Source organism: Gluconacetobacter tumulicola, assembly GCF_014174215.1.
GTDB classification, from domain to species: domain Bacteria; phylum Pseudomonadota; class Alphaproteobacteria; order Acetobacterales; family Acetobacteraceae; genus Gluconacetobacter; species Gluconacetobacter tumulicola.
On sequence record NZ_JABEQL010000013.1, the window covers coordinates 26,198 to 45,005 of the forward strand.

Genomic DNA, 18,808 nt, shown 5'->3' on the forward strand with positions numbered 1-18,808 from the left:
GGCTCTGGCACACCCCATTCGATATCATGGAAAGCCCGCAGCAGGAGGCTGCCATAGGAGTGAAGGACCGGCGGTCAGGGCCGGTTCGGGCACCGGGATAAAGCGCAAATTACTAGGGTCCCTGAGGCGGGATGGCATTGATGGCAATCTGGAGCTTCCCGGCGTCAACCGGTGTCGCCGGATTGTAGACCACCAGGGTCAGATCCGGCCGACCATCGACCGAGAACGTCGAATGTTCGAAGGCGAAGGGGCCGAGGACCGGATGGTCGATGTGCTTGACGATGTCGACGGGTGCCTCGGTGACGCTATTCTCATGCCACATCGTGTGAAACTCGGGGCTGAGCCGGCAGAGTTCCGTCACCAGAGGGGCGACCTCATCCGCCGCACCGGCGCGCGTCGTCTCGATGCGGAAGGCACCAACCACGTAGCGTGCCATGCTTTCCCAATCGGGTTGCATGGCGCGGGAGCGTGGATCGAGGAAGATGATTCGTAGGATGTTGCGCTCGGCTGGCGGCAGGACGCTGTAGTCCCCGAGCATGATGGTCGCCGCCCGGTTCCAGGCCGGGACATCCCAGGTTGCGGTCCGGATCAGCGCTGGACTGGGATCCAGCGCATCGAGCACGCGTTGCAGGCGTGGCGTGACGGTGCCGCCCCTGCGATACCGCGCCCCGGGCGCCCGACCGAGGCCGAGCAGGAACAGATGCTCGCGCTCGACGTCGGTCAGCATGAGGGCCTGCGCGATCCGGTCCAGCACGTCGGCAGACGGGGCACCCCCACGCCCCTGTTCGAGCCAAGTGTACCAGGTCGGGCTGATATTGGCCCTCTGCGCCACTTCCTCGCGCCGCAGGCCGGGCGTGCGGCGGCGCTCCGAGGGAAGGCCGAAGGCGATCGGATCGAGTTTCGCGCGACGATCTTTCAGATATGCGCCAAGCCGCTTCTCGCCGCCCTGATGCTCGCTCATCCTGTTAGTCTCTATAATACGATAAGGTCACTACTTTACCAGAATAGGACATGGACCGAGATCTGTCTTCATCTGAAAACGGGAGACACTGGTCATGCGCGTATTTGTCACCGGCGCTACCGGATTTATCGGCATGCCGACTGTCAGGGAGTTGCTTGCCGCCGGCCATGAGGTGCTCGGCCTGGCACGTTCGGCAGAAGGGGCTCAATCGCTCGCCGCCATCGGTGCGGACGTGCTGCGTGGGTCGCTTGAGGATCTCGATATCCTTCAAAAAGGCGCATCAACGTCGGACGCCGTCATTCACCTGGCCTTTATCCATGATTGGTCGAATTTCGCGGCGAGTTGCGAGACGGATCGCCGCGCCATCGAAGCGCTGGGTTCCGCGCTCGCCAGTTCCGGCAAACCCTTCCTCGCCACGGGCGGACTGGCCGGACTGGCGCCACCGGGCCGGACGGCGACCGAGAAGGATGTCATCCCGCCCGACTTTCCGTTCCCGCGCGTCTCCGAACAGACGGCGCTGGCGCTGATTGCGCGTGGCATCCGTGCTTCGGTGGTACGTCTTCCCCAGGTCCATGACCGGGCGAAGCAGGGGCTCATCACCCCGCTCATAGCGACTTTTCGTGAGAAAGGCACGTGCGCCTATGTCGGCGATGGAAGCAATCTCTGGCCCGCGGCGCATGTGCACGATGTCGCCCGTCTTTACAGGCTGGCCATCGAGAAGGGGGCGACGGGCGCGGCCTGGCATGCGGTGGCCGAAGAGGGTGTGGCGATGCGCGATATCGTCGAGACGCTGGGCCGACGCCTGGATCTGCCGGTCCGATCCATCAGCCTGGAAGAGGCCCCGGCTTTCTTCGGGCAGTTCGCGATGTTCGCGGGGTTCGATATGCGCGCTTCCAGCGAGCTGACGCGGCAGGCATTGGGATGGGAACCCACCGGTCCGGGACTGATTGCCGATCTGGAGCAGCTTGAGGGAACCTGATTGAACGCCCGGTCCGCCTTCCGGACCGTGCTGCGACCGTTTACACGCTACGGTCGGGAACTGGAGTGTCGGCTTTCGCGCGGAAGATCGTGGCAGTCGATATCCCGACCGAGCATCTCACATTTTCACCTCCTGTCACGACTATCGGCGTCTTCAATGATCCACTGAAGAAGAACCTATCCTCTTACCTTGTAGGGCCTGTCAGATCTTGCAGTTTGTTCCTATATATGGGGAATGACAGACAGCAATGCGACACAGATTTTCACCGACGAAGCCTGAGCGGTTTGGGAGCCACTAATCGAAGCGGTACGCCCGCAGGGCAAGACGCCGCCGAAAGACCTGCGGCGGACGATATCGGCGGTGTTCCGGCGTCATCAGAACGGTGCGAAATGGCGCAGCATTCCTTCGGAATTGGGCCCGTGGTGGCTGGCGGCGCAGTTGTTCATCCGCTGGGCCAAACGCGGAGTCTGGGAACGCCTGTTTGCCCTGGTGCAGGAACGTGGACAGGCTCTGGGCATGGTCTTTCTCGATGGCACCAACATTCGTGCCCATCACAAGGCGGCGGGAGCCAAAAAAAAGGAGACGGCAGCCGACAACGAGACCATCGTGAAGCACTTGGCCGCTCTCGTGGTGGCTATGGAACCAAGGTCTGCTTAGTCGCTGACGGACGTGGCCGTGCCGTCACCTTCAGCCTGGCTCCCTGTCAGGCGCGCGAACTGCCGCTCGCACCAGCCATGCTCGATCGCCTGCCACGCGAGCCATTATGCGTCGTCGGTGACAAGGGGTATGCTTCCAATGCTTTTCGGGAGCATGTCTGGACCATGGGAGCGCGACCAGCGATCCCGCCCAAGCGGCCGGGACGCTGCCGTCGCCTGCCCACAATGGGCTTATCGAAACCGGCATCTGGTGGAAAACCTCTGGGCCCGTCTGAAGGAATGGCGCGCCGTCGCAACCCGATACGAAAAGACCGCCACCTCTTTCCTCGCTGTCCTTCATCTCGCCGCAGCCGCAGATTGGATCAAGATCTAACAGGCCCCAGATCGTTTCGAGAAAAAACATATGGCCGGGATTATGATTTTCCCTTAAATTCGGACTATGCATCATATCGGATTTTTTGTTTGCCCAAACCACCGGATTCTCGATCTCGCGGGACCCCTGGGCGCTTTTGAAGAGGCGAATATTTTCGTTGAGGATAACGCCTATCGCTTGTCGGTGATTTCCGAGGTCGGAGGCGCCGTTGTCGGGAGTTCAGGGGTTCCCATTCACACTCAGTCCTTCCGCAACACGGCGTTCGACACGGTTATTTTCATCGGTGGAAACATCGCTCCTTTTCAAAGCCCTGGCGTCATCGCAGCCGCAAAGGACCTCGCTGCGCGCACTGCCCGCGTTGCGAGCGTCTGCACGGGCGCCTTCCTCCTTGCAGCAACAGGGCATCTCGACGGCCGTCGTGCAACGACCCACTGGCGTCTCGCACCAGAACTGCAGCAGCGATACCCTTTGATCAGGGTCGAGGCCGATCGTATCTTCATCGCGGATGATAATTTCTGGACCTCCGCGGGAATTTCGGCAGGTATCGATCTGGCGTTGGCGCTCATCGAGACCGACTGTGGGACCGAAATTGCGCGCGAGGTCGCGCGTGAACTCGTCGTTCCCTATCGACGCTCTGGGGGGCAGTCACAGTTTTCGGCCATGTCACAAATGGAACCGGAATCGGACCGTATCCGCATGGCGCTTGCATTCGCGCGCGATCATCTGGTCGAGCCGCTACCGATCGAGCGGCTGGCGGAAGCCGCTAGGTTAAGTGTCCGTCAATTTGGGCGCGCCTTCCGTCGCCAGACCGGCGAAACCCCGGCCAAAGCGGTAGAGCGTTTGCGTGTTGAGGTAGCATGCGTTCGCTTGCAGAGCGGGTCGGAGCCGATCGAACAGATCGCAAAAGCTGTTGGTTTTTCCGACCCGGAACGCATGCGCCGGGCGTTCGTCAAGCTACACGGTCATCCGCCGCAAGCGATCCGGCGCGCTGGCCGCCAAGAGAACGCTGTCTAGCTGTCAGGTTTGAGACGTCATCGGGATAGTGTGGCGTGGGCTCTTACCGCCTACGCCCGCTGGTTTGACGTTAATGACGCGAGCGCGGCGTGGAGGGATGCACGGACCGGAGCAGCAGGCCCCGATCGTTGGCCTGGAAGGCGACGCAGGAAGAGCGCGCGATCGTCCGTCACCTGCGGCGAGCGACCGCATTCGGGCTCGATGACCTGACCTTCAGGGTGTGCCATTTCCTGCCGCACCTCAACCGAGACAGTGTCTGGCGTATCCTGAAGGACGCAGGTCCCAACCGCCGGCCGCAAAGGTGACCGAACGCATCCGGTTGCGACCACGTCTTCGTAATCGCAGCTACACTTCCGATAAAGAGACCGATATCATGGACGATGTCGAGCGCATCATGATCTACGCCAATGACGTCTCGCAACCTGACAGCTAGATAATCGGACGCATCAGTCCATCTTTGGAGCCTGGCAGTATTTTGTAAACGGCGTCGCGAATTTTCGGCGGTGCAATCAGAGGATTGCCTGCATGGAACGGAGGTTGCGGATCGTACTGGACGAGCAGCTGCACCTCTTGCGCAGCCTGGGCTCCTCGAAGTTCCGCCGCTATCGCCATGCCGAAATCGATACCGGCAGTGACGCCGCCGCCACTCATGAAGCGGCCGTCTTTCACGATACGGGCCGGATCCGGAATAGCTCCGTATTCCTTGAGCACGTTCAGGAACGCCCAATGACAGGCGCTGCGCTTGCCTTTCAGTACACCCGAAGCGGCAAGGATGATCGAGCCGGTACAGACTGACGTGACATATCTTGCAGTCTCAGACAGGCGTCGGACGTGTCCCAACATCTCAGGCTTCATCATCGCCGAGAGGTCAAGAGCACCGGGAACGCAGATAACATCCACCTCATTGATATCGGAAAGTTTCTCTGTTGGACCGAAGACGATGCCTTTCTCCAGCGTGACGGGGCCACCGTCCGGACTGGCGAAACGAACTTTCGTGTTGGGGATGCGCGAAAGAATTTCATTGGGACCGGCGAAATCGAGAAGTGTCCCGTTCGGATAGATCGCAAACAGAAATTGAATAGGTTTCTCGGTTTTACCGATCGCTTCGGCACGTGCCCCTCCCGGCATCAGGCCACCCGCCGCGGTTGCCGCGATCGCTGCACCCCCCATGAGCATTGCATGCCGCCGTGCACGCCCTTCCTCGCTTAATTTTTCATGGGTCGTTTCATCGAAAATTCCAGACATAGCGGCCTCCTGATCTATCCCCTCCGCACGGGGTTGGCGATTGGACAGGCTCGACATCTAATTCTGGATATGAATTTCCCAAAGGACCTAATTCCCTCATTTTGCGCCACAACGAGACCGTTGATTGTGGATGTCTCTATTCGAGGGAAATATGTCCTTTAGGTCACTGACCGGCCCGTTAGGATCGACAGGAGCGGTGGGCGCGTCTGGGGCGCCTGTTGCGTTTTTTTATGAGGAATCGGGCATGAGACTTTCGGGAAAAACCGCTTTCATCACGGGCGGTACAAGCGGTATCGGTCTTGCTACTGCAAAGCGTTTCATCGAGGAGGGTGCTCGCGTTGCCGTCACCGGCCGCGACGAAACCCGGTTTGCCGACGTGCATGCGGAACTAGGCGGTGAGGCTCTGGTCCTTGCCGCCGACGTTCGATCTGTCGAGGAGATGCAAGCAGCTACAAGCCGGGTCCAAAGAGCGTTCGGTGAGCTCGACATTCTGTTTGCGAATGCCGGTTACGTTATTCCGACCCCGCTACAGTCGATCGATGTGCGCCAGTACGACGACATCATGGACGTCAGCGTCAAGGGAGCCATGTTTACCATGCAGGCTGCGTTGCCAATACTGCGTGAAGGCGCATCCGTCGTTCTGACGACCTCGTTCATCGATCAGACCGGCAAACATGGTCTGTCTCTGGTCGCCGCTGCCAAAGCGGCCGTCCGTTCATTTGCGCGGAGCTGGTCCTACGAACTGCTCGACCGCAAAATCCGGGTCAATGCGGTTGCCCCCGGAGGCATCGAGACACCGCTGCTGAATAAACTTGGCATGTCCGAAGCCGAGGTGGCGGCTTTCAAATCGCAGTTTGCCTCGACTGTGCCGGTGGGGCGAATGGGCCGGGCAGAGGAGATTGCTGCGGCAGTTCTCTATCTTGCGAGCGACGAATCCCGATACGTCGTCGGGACAGAGCTGGTCGTCGACGGTGGTTGTTCGCAGCTTTGAAACCGGCGTTCGATAGCAACTATGCACGATTATTTTTGGGACAATCGTCATGACATTCACAAAACCCTTCTCTTATCTTCTGGGCGCCTCAATGGCTCTTGCCCTGCCATGCGTCCCAGCTTTGGCGGCCAATTCGCAATCGCCTGATGCGGCTGCGGTGAAGGCGGTGACCGAACAGTTTGCCGCAGACCTCGCCAGGGGCGATCTCAAGGCGATCTCGCTTCTCTACACCGATGACGCCAAGCTGCTTCCTCCCAACGAAGAGGCAATTTCCGGCCGTGCTGCAATCCTCGCCTATTTCGAGAAGACCCTGCGGCCGGATCTCGTTGGAGGGGCCCGGTTTGATCATTACGAGATCTATGGGGGCCCCGAGGCAGCAGCCAGCATCTCTCAAATCAGGATGCTTGATAACAAAGGCCATGTCGTTGAACGCGGTAAGCAGACCATTGTCCTACTCAAACAAGGCGGGGAGTGGAAAATTCATCGGGATATGTGGTCAGACAATTCCCACGCGAACACCAACGACTGACAATAAAAGCAGATCGGAATGGTATTGGATTGCCGCGCCTTGAACGAAGCGATTCGGCCAATATGGTCTCCATCGGCCAGCAAGGACCGGACCGGATCGCCCGGGTCAGCAATTGCCTTAGGAGTGATTCGGCATGATAAACTCCAGAATTGTTGCAGACCGTCCGCTATCGGGAGCGCAGGTTTTTGTGCTCCATGTCCGCAATGAGGCGGACGCGGGAGGAGGCTGACAGGCGCTTATGCGATGTCCAGCATCCGCATCTTGCGATAGAAGGTGGCGCGGCTGATGCCGAGGGTGCGGGCCGCGCGGGTGACGTTGCCCTGGGTGGCGGCGAGGGCGGTGCGGATGACGCTTTCTTCCGCCTTGCGGAAGCTGGGGGAATCGTCGCCTTCCAGCGCCGAGAGCAGGTTGGGCTGCTCGCGGATCATCTCGTCCGTCCAGTGCATCAGCGTGCGCGCGGCGCGGGTGGCGCCGACCACCTGCCCGTCTTCGTCGATCGCGACCAGTGGGGCGGAGCAGCCGTCGGCCGCGTCCAGCAGCAGCACCTTGCGCCCGTCATAGCGGGTACGGAACAATTGTTCCTCGATCCGGCGGCCGGCCAGGGTGAGCGTGTCCAGCAGCAGGGGGGCGGCGGGGCGGGACGAATCGCCGTGGAAGGCGGCGAGGTTGAGCGCCCCGACCATCTGCCCCTGCGCGTCGAAGATCGGGGCCGCGAAACTGGCCAGCAGCGACAGGCAGAAACGCCAATGCTCGCCCTGGCCGAGGAAGATCGGGTCGCCGTCGCGCACGCAGGTGCCCACGCCGTTGGTGCCGGCGAGGGCCTCGTCCCACATCGCGCCCTGTTGCAGGCCCATCCGGCGGCAATGGGCGGACTGGGCCTCGTCCGCGCAGCGGGCCAGCAGCGTGGCGTCGGGGTCAGCCAGCAGCACCAGCAGGCCCATGGGATAGACCAGGTCGAACAGGCGCCGCATTTCGGGCAGGGCTGCCCGCATCAGCGGGACGGAGCGCCCGCTGACCTGGCGGAATTCGGCACCGCTGAGGATGTCGGCCGCCCAGCCCTGGGCCGGATCGACATTGTGGGCGGCGGCGCAGCGCTGCCACGAGCGTTCCACCATGAAGCCGCCGGCGCTGTTTCGCACCGTGCCAGCGCTGCCTCTCAGGAGACCTGCCTGTTCCATCGCCTGCCGCCGCGCCCGCTTCTTCACAACACGCTGTGGAGCGCCGGACCGGCCGCATCGGGCCGGCGACGGCGTCCCCACAAGATTTGCCAGGACGTTCCGGTCCTGCATGTACGCATAATACATATACATCTTCTGGCCGCCGCCAGGTCAATGCCCGGCACAAGGCGCGGCGGCAAGAAGTCGTGATGATGGGAACCGGCTACAGGCGGGTTACCAGCGGGCGGGTTACCAGAGATAGACCAGCTTGATGTAATAGGCGTTGCTTTCGGGCGTGTTGCGGCCTTCGACCGAATGCGTGTAGCGGGTGGTGAAGGAGAAGTTCTTCGCGATATTGAACATCATGCCCACGCCCAGCGCGACCTCGCGGCTGCTGGAATCCTTGACGTAGGTGCGGTGCGTGTTGTTGTAGGTGCCGGTGACGTTCTGCCAGTCGAGCGCGAAGAACGGTTCGAGCAGTTTGGTGGCCTTCCAGCTCCAGCGCAGGTTGGAATAGAAGACGACACCGGGGAAATAGCTGTTCTGGCCCCTGATATGCTTCGTCGAGCCCACGACGGTGCCCACGTCGCCGTCGAAGCTGAAATGTTTCCATTCATAGTCGAAGATGAAGCTGGAGATGTTGGACCAGTAATTGGGCGAGGTGGCGTCACGCGTGCCCACCGGGGTCTGCATGAAGGTCTGGAAGCCGAAGGTGCTGTGGGCGTTCGGCTTGAACCAGGCGGCGGGGCCGACGATGGTGGGGCCCAGGCCGCCATAGTTCTTGCCGTTGGCCAGGGTGAAGCTTTCGGCCTGGATGATTTCGAAGGCGAAGCCCACATGGGGAATGGCCTCGAAGCTGCGGAAATGGACGTATTTGGTCAGGCCCGACCAGGTGTGGCTGCCCTGCCCTGCCGTGCGCTGGCCCGAGCCGTTGTAATAGGAGCCGGCCGCGTTGCCGTCGCCGTACTGCACCAGCACGTTGAAGGGCTGGAAATCGACCGGCAGGTCATATTCGTGAGGGCCGATGATGCCGAGCGTGACGTCCGCGGCATGCGCCGCGGGGGCTGCGCCGAGCAATGCGATACCGGGGATGGAAAGCCGGACCAGGGTCCGAAGCCATTCCGGCCGTTCTGTCAAACGCATTGGTTTGATTCCGTTGGGGGCGGTGCCGGGCGCGCATAATGCGCGCCCGGCACCTGTTGTTGTTTATTATTGATTATTGGGCGGTCGCGCCGGTTCCCGGCGCGCCGTCGAGTGTATAGGCGATGATGTAGTCGCCGCTGCGCGTGCCCAGGCCGCCATGGCCGCCAGCCGCGATCAGGACATACTGCTTGCCGCCGATCTCGTAGGACATCGGGGTGGCCTGGCCGCCCGCCGGCAGGCGGTCGCGCCAGATCACCTTGCCCGTCGCAAGGTCGAAGGCCCGCAGGTAGTCGTCGGCGGTGGCGCCCATGAAGACGACGCCGCCCTTGGTCACGATGTTGCCGCCGATATTATACATGCCGGTGGGCAAAGGCAGGTTGTCGTGCGTCCGGAACGGGCCGGTGTCGCGGGTGGTGCCGACCGGGTGCTGCCAGACGATCTTCTTCGTCACCAGGTCGATCGCCGTCAGCGTGCCCCAGACCGGGCCCTTGCAGGGGATCTGCAGCGGGTTCAGCCACGGGTTGGTGTAGGCGATGTAGGGCGTGCCGTAATCCGGCGAGACCGACAGCGCGTCACCCTTGGCCGCGGGCTCTTCGCCCTGGCCGTTCCATTTGGGCAGGATGCCCGGCCCTTCCAGCGTCTGGCGGTGATCGAGCTTGATGCGGAACGGCAGGTAGCTCGCATTCGCCAGCATGATCTTGCGCTGCGGGTCGATCGTGATGCCCTGCCAGTCGACGATGCCGTAGAAGGCCGGGTAGACGATCGTGGTCTGGCCGATATGCGGCGGGGTGAACTGCCCGTCATAGGCCGACTGGCGGTACTGGATGCGGCAGATCATCTGATCCAGCAGCGTCGCGCCCCACATGTCGGTCTCTTTCAGGTCCGGCGGCGAGACCGAGGGCATCGCGGTCGGGTAGGGCTGGGTCGGCGTGACATGGTCGTCGGGGGCGACGCCGGCGGTCGGCACCTTGCGTTCCTCGACCGGGTAGCCGGGGACCGGCTGGCCGGTGCGGCGGTCCAGGACGAAGAATTCGCCGCGCTTGGTGCTCTGCACCAGGGCGGGGATCATCTCGCCATTCGGGCCGGGGAGGTCGACCATCGACGGGCCGGACGGAATGTCCATGTCCCACAGGTCGTGATGCACGGTCTGGTAGGTCCAGCGGCGTTCGCCGGTCACGATATCCAGCGCGATCGTCGCCGAGGAGGTGGCGTCGTCGAACGGACGGCGCGAGCCGCCCCAGTTATCCGGCGGGGCGTTGCCGGTGGGGATATAGACCAGGCCCAGGTCGGGGTCGGCCGTATAGACGCCCCAGGCGTTCGGCGTGTCGCGCGTCAGCACGTCATCCGGGCCGGGTGTCCAGGTTTCCGGCGTGTGGCCGGCATCCCAGGCCCAGGCGATCGCGCCCGTCGTGGCGTCGAAGCCGCGCACCGCGCCCGAGGGTTCGAAATTGGCCTGGTTGTCGAAGATCCAGCCGCCGGTGATCAGGCGGTTCTTCGCCACCAGCGGCGGCGAGGTGACGAAATGGAATCCGTGCGGCACATGGCCCAGATACTGGCGCAGCGAGATGAAGCCATGATCGCCGAAATCGTCGCACGGTTTGCCGGTTTCGGCATCGAGCGCCACGATGCGCACATCGGCCACCGGCGAGTAGATGCGCGTGCGGCAGCTGGTCTGGATTTCGTCCGGGATCTTGTAATAGGTCACGCCACGGCAGGAGAGATAGACGTTCTTTTCCTGGTCGGCCTTCGCGGGCTGCGGGTCGAACTTCCATTTGACCTTGCCGGTCGCCGCGTCCAGCGCCATCACCCAGCTATGGGGCGTGCACATGTACAGCGTGTCGCCGACCTTGATGGGCGTGACTTCCAGGTTGAATTCATGCCCCTGGTCGGGGCCGGCGACCGTGCCTTCGCCGATCTGCTGGACATCGCCCGTCCGCGTCAGCCACGCGCGTTTCAGATGGCCGACATTGGCCGGCGTGATCTGGCCCAGCGGCGAATAACGGTCACCGCCCATGGTGCGGCCATAGGCCTGCCAGTCGCCGGCGGGGATGCCGTCGGCGGCGGAATCGGCGGCTTCCTGCGGGGCCATACGGTCGGCCGGCACCGTGCCGTCGATCGAGTAGGCGGTGAAGCAGCTGACCACCAGCGCCAGGGTGCCGACGCCGACCGCGCCCAGCATTTCGCGCTTGTCGGCCAGCCAGGTTCCGCCCTGCCGCCAGACCCATGGCAGCAGCATCCACACACCGATGCCCACCAGCGTGAGCAGGCGGACTTCGAGGTTCCAGATGTTGAAGCCGACCTCGTAGAGCGACCACAAGGTGGCGAACAGGAGCAGGCCGGCATAGAGGCGCAGCGCCAGTTTGGGCGATTTGAATCCCGCCAGCGCGGAGCCGATCATGACGGCGCCCGCCAGGGCGTAGAACCAGGACCCGCCCAGGACGAGCAGGTATCCACCACCCAGGAAAAGAAAAAGCCCCACAAGGGCCATCAGGATCGAGGTGACGATCGAGAACACACTCGTAATCATCTCGCGTATGTTCCTATTCTTTATTAAAGTTTCCGTGATCCGGAACAACTCGTGAGGCTGCGGCCCCATGGCTATTGCCGACCAGCGTGCTTATCGTCACGAAGGTTTTCGGATCGCTACGATCCAGTAAGCTCTTTCACACGAACGTGTCCCGGCCCGTCGCGACTGTCGCAAAGCTGAGACAGTCCTATCCAGCCGGGGAACGAGCCGGGCCGGGGCCATGGGGCCGTTCCCCCTGCCCCTTCATATGATGTATGCGGGAAATGATGTATGCGGGGGCTGTATCGTGATCGATATGCCCCCCCCCCTTGCGGATCGCCCCCATGTCCGATGTCGCCCGCTATGAGTATTTCCTGTTCCTGCTGCTGGTGATCCTGGCGTTGGAGCGGCTGGCGCGGCGGCTGGCGCTGCCGCCGGCGGCCGCCTTCATCCTGGGCGGCACGGGGCTGGCCCTGCTGCCGGGCACGCCGGAGCTGACGCTGGACCCCGACCTGGTCATGGTCGTGTTTCTGCCGCCCCTGCTGATGAGCAGCGCGTGGTTTACGGCGTGGCATGAATTCCGCCGCAACCTGCGGGGCATTCTGGCGCTGGCGGTCGGCACCACTTTGTTCACCACGCTGGCGGTGGGCATTGCCGCGCGGCTGGCGGTGCCGTCGCTGCCCTGGGCGGTGTGCTTCACGCTGGGGGCCATCGTCTCGCCGCCCGATGCGGTGGCGGCCGAGGCGGCGATGGAGCGGTTGAACCTGCCGGGGCGGATCACCTCGCTGCTGCTGGGGGAGAGCCTGCTGAACGATGCCACCGGGCTGGTGCTGTTCCGCTTTGCGCTGGCGGCGGCGCTGACCGGGCTGTTCGACCCGATGGCGGCGGTGGGAGCGTTCTGTCTTGTTTCGGTGGGCGGGGTGGCGATCGGGGTCGTGCTGGGGTGGGGCGGGCTGTTCCTGATCCGCCGGTTGCGGGACAGCGACCTGATCATTACCGCGACCGTGCTGCTGGCGGCGGCGTCTTATATCGGGGCCGACCGGCTGCATGTCTCGGGCGTGCTGGCGACCGTGACCACCGGGCTGATGCTGGGGTGGAACCAGCATGCCGATTTCAGCGCCGGCACGCGCGTGCGGGCGCAGGCGTTCTGGAAGGTGATGGTGTTTCTGCTGCAATCGGTGCTGTTCATCCTGATCGGCCTGTCGCTGCGCGGGGTGCTGCATCGGCTGGAGGGCACGGCGGACCTGTTGCACCGGCTGGTGATTCCGATTGCCGCCATTCTGGCGACCATGATCGTCTCGCGCTTCGTGTGGCTGTTCGGCACCGATGCCGTGCGGGCGGTGCTGCGGCGCTGGTGGCCGCGCAAGTTCGCGACCCCTTCCCTGCCCGAGACGATTGTCATGGCGTGGTCGGGGATGCGCGGTGTCGTCACGCTGGCGGCGGCGCTGTCGCTGCCCGAGGCCCTGCCCGGCCGTGATCTGGCGCTCTGCTGTGCCTTCGCGGCCATTCTGGTGACGGTGCTGTTGCAGGGGATCACGCTGGAGCCGCTGGTGCGGGCGCTGAAACTGACCGATGACGACGCGGCGCGTATCCAGAGCGACGAAAACGCGGCCTGGGTGCGGGTGGCGGAAGCTCAACTTCGGACGATCGAACAGGCTTCCCGCCAGCCCGACGGCACGGAACGCCACCCTCGGCTGCTGGAACAATATCGCCATCGCCTGCGTGTGACCCGCGAATATGCGCAGGACATGCCGATCCACCGGCCGGAGGAGATCGCGCATTATCAGGCGGTGCTGGCGGCCATTCAGGCGGCCCGCGCCGAGATCCTGGCATCGTATCATCATGGGCAGATCCATGACCATGTGCTGCGGGAGATGGAGCAGGATCTGGATATGCAGGAGATTGCGGCGGAGACGCGGTTGTAGCGTTGTGGAGATAGGCTGTTGGGGCGTGGGGGTGCCCCGATTTGTCGATTGCCCTCCGCATGTGTGTACATGATATGGTAACACGCGCGGAGGGACATATCAGCGAACAACGTTCGGAAAATGCACAGATCCCGCAGAAAGTGGGCGTGCGGGAGTTTCGTGGGAACCTGACCGCCTATCTTCGTCAGGTCAGGCAGGGAGCCACGATCCTGGTGACGTCCCATGATCAGGTCATGGCGGAACTCCGCCCCCCGGCACCGTCTTATCGTCCCCGTCGCCAACCCGGAGCGCTTCGTGGCCGGATCAGGATCAGTGACGATTTCGATCGGACGCCGCAGGACGTTCTCGACAGTTTGGACCGCGATCTGTGAAAGTTCTGCTGGATACGCATGCCCTGCTCTGGTGGCTCTCGGACTCCGGCAGGCTGGGTGGCAAGGGCAGAGAGATCATTGCGGACCCGGCGCACGATATTCTGGTCAGCATCGTCTCCCTGTCGGAGATCGCGGTCAAAATCCGCATTGGCAAGCTGGATGCCGATGCATCCCGGTGCGCCTGACGCGCCGTCACCGTCACAGTTTGGAACCACCGTCGGCCCGGATGACGTCCCCCGTGACCCAACGGGCATCATCACCCGCAAGGAACACGATCACCCCGGCAATGTCCTCCGGCGTCGCCACACGCTTGATCGCCTGGATACCCAGCGTGAATTCCCGACCTTCGTTCGTTTCGACGAAACGCGACATATCAGTGGCGACGACACCCGGCGCGACCGCGTTCACGCGGATGCCACGCAAGCCCAGCTCCGCTGCGAAATGGGTCACCAATGTTGAGATCGCACCCTTCGAGGCGGCATAGGCTGACAGTTCGCCAACGGTCGTGCGGGTCGCCAGCGACGAGGTGAGAATGATGCTGCTTCCAGCACTCATAATGGGCGATAACTGCTGTACCAGAAAGAATGGTGCTTTGACGTTTACGGAAAACATGTCGTCGAAGTCTTCAACTGTCGTATCTTCGAGACGGGCCGGGCGCGCAATTCCGGCATTGGCGACGAGAATATCGAGTTTGCCGGAAAAAATCTCACGAGCGCGTTCGGATAAGTCGAAAGTTCCTTGAATATCGCGCAAGTCAGCCGGAATGGCATGGGCCTTCCCACCGTTGCCTATGATCTCCGCGACTACGGCATGTGCTGCCTGCCCGCTTGAACTGTAGTGGACCAGCACCTCGGCGCCGGCAGATGCGAGAGCGAGCGCCGTCGCGCGGCCCATGCCACGGGACGCGCCCGTGACCAAGGCTTTCCTGCCATGAAGTTGAGCCATGGTGTTCTTCCTTGCGTTGTTTCTTACTCTGAGATCGTGCCGGACATGACGTAGAAGCTGCCGTCCATCATCGTGTAGAAGGAACGGGTGGTCTTCGCTTCGAAGTTGTCGCAATGGACAACGGTGGATTTGTCTTCTTCCTGCCAGGAGAGCAGATACGATCCTCCCTCCAGAGCCGTCCATTGGAAAGGCACCGTCATTTTGGCGCCTGTCTGCGGGCCCTCGAGGAATTCAGCGGTAACGTTTGTGCCGTCGTCGGCATAGGTGTTCCGAAAGACGAGGCCTTCGCCGTAATTCACGACGAACGAGCGTCCGGAGTAGGGAAATAAGTCGGTCTGGTTCATGCCATTCCTGGGAAGCTGCTGGTGAATGTTATTGAGGCGCATCACGCGACGTCGCCACATGCGACAGGATAGGCATTGTTTCAGAGCCGAAAAACAGGCTCTGGTTCCGATCAGATCGGACGTTTACGTCCGCAATCGTCCGATTTAAGATCGGAAAATGGACAATCTCTCTGGCATTTCGGCGTTCGTCTCTGCAGCGGAGACCCTGAGTTTCGTGGAGGCTGGCCGCCTGCTTGGTGTTTCCGCGTCGGCAATCGGAAAAACGATTGCCCGTCTTGAAGCGCGACTGGATGCACGCCTGTTCCACCGCAACACCCGGAGCATGAAACTGACGGCGGAGGGGACGCTCTTCCTTCAACGGTGTCATCGCATTCTGGGAGAACTGGATGCTGCCGAGCAGGAGCTGAGCGATATACGGGCTGCGCCAAAAGGAAAGCTACGCGTGAGCCTTCCGGCGATCGGCACGCTGCTGTTGCCTGCGCTCTCGGAATTCATCCAGCGCTACCCCGACGTTGAACTCGACATCGACTTTTCGGATCGGAAAGTGGATCTGATCGACGAAGGCTTCGATGCGGCAGTCCGCATTGGCGAAACGGATGACACGCGATTGCTCAGCCGCCGGCTCGGTGTCTTTCATCGCAACCTCGTCGCATCACCCGGTTATTTAAAGAAGACGGGACGACCAAAAAGCGCGACAGAGCTACTGCGCCATACGTGCCTGCTCTACCGATTTCCCACGACTGGAAAGATCGAATCATGGCCGGTCCCAGGGTGGGAGCGTATCTTGGGCAGCGGGCAGCTATCGACCGTCAGTTGTAACTCGATCGAGACGCTCACGTATTTTGCTCTTCAAGGACAAGGAGTTGCTTGCTTGCCCGATTTTGAGGTGAAGTCGGCCCTCGCTGATAATAAGCTGGAGCGACTTCTGGTCACAGAGACTTCCATGCCCCGTGCCATGACGATTTTATGGCCGACCAGCAAACAACTCGCGCCTAAGCTGCGCGCCTTTATTGATCTCCTGACCTCACGGCTTTCATTGAAGCAGTAGCGACTTCACTCAGCACGCGCGCCGTGAACCTGATCGCGCGACCTGACAGGTTCTTCCGCTATCATGACGTCCGCTTATCGCTTTCGGAACCGATTAGCGGACTGACCGGAATCCTGAAGAGTTTCGGGCGCCGCGAGACGTACGAAAGTCGGGGAGGACCGAACCCGCGACACGGAGACTCAGTTATGGGGAATTTGCAACAGGCGCTGCCCTGAGGCGCCCCTGAGCGGGGTCACGTGACGGCATTCGTGGCGCGGCGAAGGGCTTTTCCCGCTGATCTTATGCATAGGAGTGACAGGATCGTCAGTGCCAAGTGCACGCTTTCTGCCGCTTTTTCGCGTTTTGCGTAAGCCTGTCGGTTTGCCGGAACGAGGCGGTTCCGGCATGCGTCTTGTCATGCTGTCGTCTCTGCGGGCTACCATGTCTTCGGGTTCTCCCAGGCGGCCGAGAGGGATACGGTCTTCGACACGCTTGACGAAGGCCCCGTCCTTTACGGCGTCCTTGGTCATGCCTGTGCGGGTCACGGATGGGCAGATGGCGTTTATGCGCACGCCCGTGCGCCCGTGGTCCATGGCCATGACGCGCGTGAGATTGACGACGCCGCCCTTCGCCACATCGTAATAGGCCGTATTCCAGTCCCCGCGCATTCCTGAGACGGAGGCGACGTTGACGATGTTGCCGACCGAGTTGATGAGCATCGAGAGGAATGTGCGGCTGACGTCGATCGTGCCGTTCAGGATCGTGGCGCAGACGATGTTCCACGATTGCGGATCGCAATCCAGCACCGTGCCCATTGCCGTTACGCCGGCATTGTTCACCAGTACGTCCCGCGTGCCGAAATGACGGCGGGTCAGGCCCAGCAGCGTCCTGACCTGGGCGGGAATCGAAATGTCCGTCAGGGAGGGGATGGCCCGTTTCGGGTCCAGGCCGGTCATGACGGCATCGAGGGCCTTGGCATCGCGGTCCACGAGGATGACGCTGGCGCCCTCTTGCAGAAAACGCAATGACGTTGCGCGACCGATACCCTAAGCGGCCCCGGTTACGATCACCTTTCGGTCCTTGAAGCGAGACAATCTGTCCAGCGCCATGATGTCTTCCCTCTGTTCCGTCAATTCAGAGTGGCCACGCGCCAAGAGCGCATGCGCCTGAACGTCGCGGATTTCATGCCAGACCCGAAAGGCGCCGAACCCGGACAATTGCGGCGTGCCGCAGGAATCTCAACGCGCAATATGTTAACAAGTTCCCACTGATCGCGCAGAATTGCCGGAATCTTCCAAACTGGATTATCGAGAATGGCGGCAAGGCTTGCGACGTTGAGCATGCCGCGTACGATCATCCGATGATTATCAGATATGGAAGATCGACGCTGATGACGAACCGATTATGCGGCAGGCTCGCCCCCTACGGGCGATTCGGGATGAGACGGAAATCACAAGTTCATGAGAATAACAGATGAAATGTCCTCTGAGCCTGTTTAAAAATGCACAGCGAATTGGTATCCGTGCATTTTTAAACAGTCTTCCAGAAACGCCCAGGCAGGAACCAGAATGAAGGCACCCATGGCAGCCGGCATTCAACGACCCGCAGCACCTTCATGGCGGATCATCCCCCACACCGGCTCAGATTTTTCCATTCATTCTCTATTTGCAATTAATACACAATATCATTTTCCATTCCAAATCACGGTTTTTTTATTATACCGCTCGTCTGGAAATAAAATATTTACAAATGCGCGGGGACAAGTCTCAAATTCTTATCAAGAAAAAAGATACGGACTCGGAACATGTCCGAACGCGGACAATCATCTTCGGGATATAAAGAGAACAACAAGCAGAGCCTGAGCTCTGGCCCATCATGTGCGGGCCGCGATGGCTTCGCGCGGAGACGTTCACCATGCCCATTGATAAATTCAGGAACCGTCGGACATTCCTCCGACAGGCCATTTCCGTTGTACCGAGCGTGACGTTCATCGGCAGCGCTTCCGAACTTCTGACCGCGAATGGGGCGCGGGCCGCACCGACCGAACAGCCTTCCGTTCCATACCAGCCGACCTTTTTCACATCCGCCGAATGGACGTTCCTCAACGCGGCGACCGACCGGCTCATACCGTCGAACGAGGATGGACCGGGCGCCGTCGAACTCGGCGTTCCCGAGTTTATCGACCGGCAGATGGAAAGCGGCTACGGGCATGGTGAATTCTGGTACCTGAGCGGGCCGTTCGTGACGGATGTCGATCCCACGCTTGGCTACCAGCTTCAATACACGCCACGGGCGTTCTACCGGGCGGCGATCGCCGACATCGACCAGGTCTGCACCGAGGCGCATGGCCACCCCTTTCACGCGCTGAATGCAACCACGCAGGATGACGTGCTGACATCGCTTCAGAAAGGCACGCTCGCATTGCCCCACATCGCGAAGCCGGCCGAATTCTTTATTCAGCTTCTGGCGAATACCAAGGAGGGCTACTTCGCCGATCCGATGTATGGCGGCAACAAACATATGGGAAGCTGGAAGATGATCGGCTTTCCGGGGGCGCGTGCCGATTTTGCCGACTGGATGCAGCAGCCGGGGAAAGTCTATCCACTGGGTCCGGTTTCCATTCTTGGCGAGAGGGCATAATC

16 protein-coding genes and 3 pseudogenes are annotated in these 18,808 nt (G+C 61.5%); 11 read left to right on the top strand and 8 right to left on the bottom strand.

Annotation, left to right across the window (positions count from 1 at the left end):
• Positions 1-112: 112 nt before the first annotated feature.
• Complete coding sequence (locus HLH29_RS10925) at positions 113-961, bottom strand: helix-turn-helix transcriptional regulator (RefSeq protein ID WP_182966693.1); 849 nt, start codon at positions 959-961, stop codon at positions 113-115.
• A gap of 94 nt (positions 962-1,055) precedes the next feature.
• On the opposite strand from HLH29_RS10925, the gene HLH29_RS10930 reads away from it, so the two are divergent.
• The 4 genes and pseudogenes from HLH29_RS10930 to HLH29_RS19630 form a co-directional block, all read left to right on the top strand.
• Positions 1,056-1,940, top strand: coding sequence for an SDR family oxidoreductase (locus HLH29_RS10930; protein WP_182966695.1), 885 nt, complete (start codon positions 1,056-1,058; stop codon positions 1,938-1,940).
• 288 nt (positions 1,941-2,228) lie between these two features.
• Positions 2,229-2,969 (top strand): annotated as a pseudogene (locus tag HLH29_RS10935) (IS5 family transposase); the annotation flags it as partial.
• A gap of 66 nt (positions 2,970-3,035) precedes the next feature.
• Positions 3,036-3,983: a GlxA family transcriptional regulator gene (locus tag HLH29_RS10940; RefSeq protein WP_182966697.1), complete on the top strand. Its 948-nt coding sequence runs from the start codon at positions 3,036-3,038 to the stop codon at positions 3,981-3,983.
• A 77-nt stretch (positions 3,984-4,060) separates the two neighbouring features.
• Positions 4,061-4,285, top strand: a pseudogene (locus tag HLH29_RS19630) (IS481 family transposase); the annotation flags it as partial.
• A 127-nt stretch (positions 4,286-4,412) separates the two neighbouring features.
• Here HLH29_RS19630 and HLH29_RS10945 read toward each other — a convergent pair.
• A complete protein-coding gene (locus HLH29_RS10945; RefSeq protein ID WP_182966699.1) occupies positions 4,413-5,228 on the bottom strand; it encodes a DJ-1/PfpI family protein in 816 nt (271 codons plus the stop codon).
• Positions 5,229-5,472: 244 nt separating this feature from the next.
• Here HLH29_RS10945 and HLH29_RS10950 point away from each other — a divergent pair, with 244 nt between their 5' ends.
• Both HLH29_RS10950 and HLH29_RS10955 read left to right on the top strand, forming a co-directional pair.
• Positions 5,473-6,219 (top strand): SDR family oxidoreductase, encoded by a 747-nt coding sequence (locus tag HLH29_RS10950; RefSeq protein ID WP_182966700.1) that lies wholly within the window; start codon positions 5,473-5,475, stop codon positions 6,217-6,219.
• Between the two features lie 49 nt (positions 6,220-6,268).
• A complete protein-coding gene (locus HLH29_RS10955) occupies positions 6,269-6,748 on the top strand; it encodes a YybH family protein (protein ID WP_182966702.1) in 480 nt (159 codons plus the stop codon).
• Positions 6,749-6,984: 236 nt separating this feature from the next.
• Here HLH29_RS10955 and HLH29_RS10960 read toward each other — a convergent pair whose 3' ends face one another.
• The 3 genes from HLH29_RS10960 to HLH29_RS10970 form a co-directional block, all read right to left on the bottom strand.
• Positions 6,985-7,887 (bottom strand): helix-turn-helix domain-containing protein, encoded by a 903-nt coding sequence (locus HLH29_RS10960; RefSeq protein WP_338030222.1) that lies wholly within the window; start codon positions 7,885-7,887, stop codon positions 6,985-6,987.
• Between the two features lie 267 nt (positions 7,888-8,154).
• Positions 8,155-9,048, bottom strand: coding sequence for a transporter (locus HLH29_RS10965; protein WP_182966706.1), 894 nt, complete (start codon positions 9,046-9,048; stop codon positions 8,155-8,157).
• A 73-nt stretch (positions 9,049-9,121) separates the two neighbouring features.
• The gene (locus HLH29_RS10970) at positions 9,122-11,575 is read right to left on the bottom strand and encodes a membrane-bound PQQ-dependent dehydrogenase, glucose/quinate/shikimate family (protein ID WP_182966708.1); all 2,454 of its coding nucleotides are present in this window, start codon (positions 11,573-11,575) and stop codon (positions 9,122-9,124) included.
• 323 nt (positions 11,576-11,898) lie between these two features.
• Between HLH29_RS10970 and HLH29_RS10975 the strand changes: the two genes are divergently transcribed.
• The 3 genes and pseudogenes from HLH29_RS10975 to HLH29_RS10980 form a co-directional block, all read left to right on the top strand.
• Positions 11,899-13,479 carry a Na+/H+ antiporter gene (locus tag HLH29_RS10975; RefSeq protein ID WP_182966710.1) on the top strand — a complete coding sequence of 527 codons (1,581 nt, stop codon included), beginning with the start codon at positions 11,899-11,901 and terminating at the stop codon, positions 13,477-13,479.
• A gap of 59 nt (positions 13,480-13,538) precedes the next feature.
• On the top strand, positions 13,539-13,850 hold the full coding sequence (locus HLH29_RS20005; protein WP_408871967.1) for a prevent-host-death protein: 312 nt from the start codon (positions 13,539-13,541) through the stop codon (positions 13,848-13,850).
• Positions 13,847-14,017, top strand: a pseudogene (locus HLH29_RS10980) (type II toxin-antitoxin system VapC family toxin); the annotation flags it as partial. The gene HLH29_RS20005 and the pseudogene HLH29_RS10980, both read left to right, overlap by 4 nt.
• Before the next feature lie 31 nt (positions 14,018-14,048).
• On the opposite strand, the gene HLH29_RS10985 reads toward HLH29_RS10980, so the two are convergent.
• Both HLH29_RS10985 and HLH29_RS10990 read right to left on the bottom strand, forming a co-directional pair.
• Complete coding sequence (locus tag HLH29_RS10985) at positions 14,049-14,795, bottom strand: SDR family NAD(P)-dependent oxidoreductase (RefSeq protein ID WP_182966712.1); 747 nt, start codon at positions 14,793-14,795, stop codon at positions 14,049-14,051.
• 23 nt (positions 14,796-14,818) lie between these two features.
• Positions 14,819-15,139, bottom strand: a complete 321-nt coding sequence (locus tag HLH29_RS10990) for a MoaF-related domain-containing protein (RefSeq protein ID WP_182966714.1) — start codon at positions 15,137-15,139, stop codon at positions 14,819-14,821.
• Positions 15,140-15,296: 157 nt separating this feature from the next.
• On the opposite strand from HLH29_RS10990, the gene HLH29_RS10995 reads away from it, so the two are divergent.
• A complete protein-coding gene (locus tag HLH29_RS10995; RefSeq protein ID WP_182966716.1) occupies positions 15,297-16,187 on the top strand; it encodes a LysR family transcriptional regulator in 891 nt (296 codons plus the stop codon).
• Between the two features lie 179 nt (positions 16,188-16,366).
• Here HLH29_RS10995 and HLH29_RS11000 read toward each other — a convergent pair whose 3' ends face one another.
• Positions 16,367-17,209: an SDR family NAD(P)-dependent oxidoreductase gene (locus HLH29_RS11000; protein ID WP_338030225.1), complete on the bottom strand. Its 843-nt coding sequence runs from the start codon at positions 17,207-17,209 to the stop codon at positions 16,367-16,369.
• Positions 17,210-18,080: 871 nt separating this feature from the next.
• Here HLH29_RS11000 and HLH29_RS11005 point away from each other — a divergent pair.
• Positions 18,081-18,806: a gluconate 2-dehydrogenase subunit 3 family protein gene (locus HLH29_RS11005; protein WP_220791479.1), complete on the top strand. Its 726-nt coding sequence runs from the start codon at positions 18,081-18,083 to the stop codon at positions 18,804-18,806.
• The last annotated feature ends 2 nt before the right edge of the window (positions 18,807-18,808 follow it).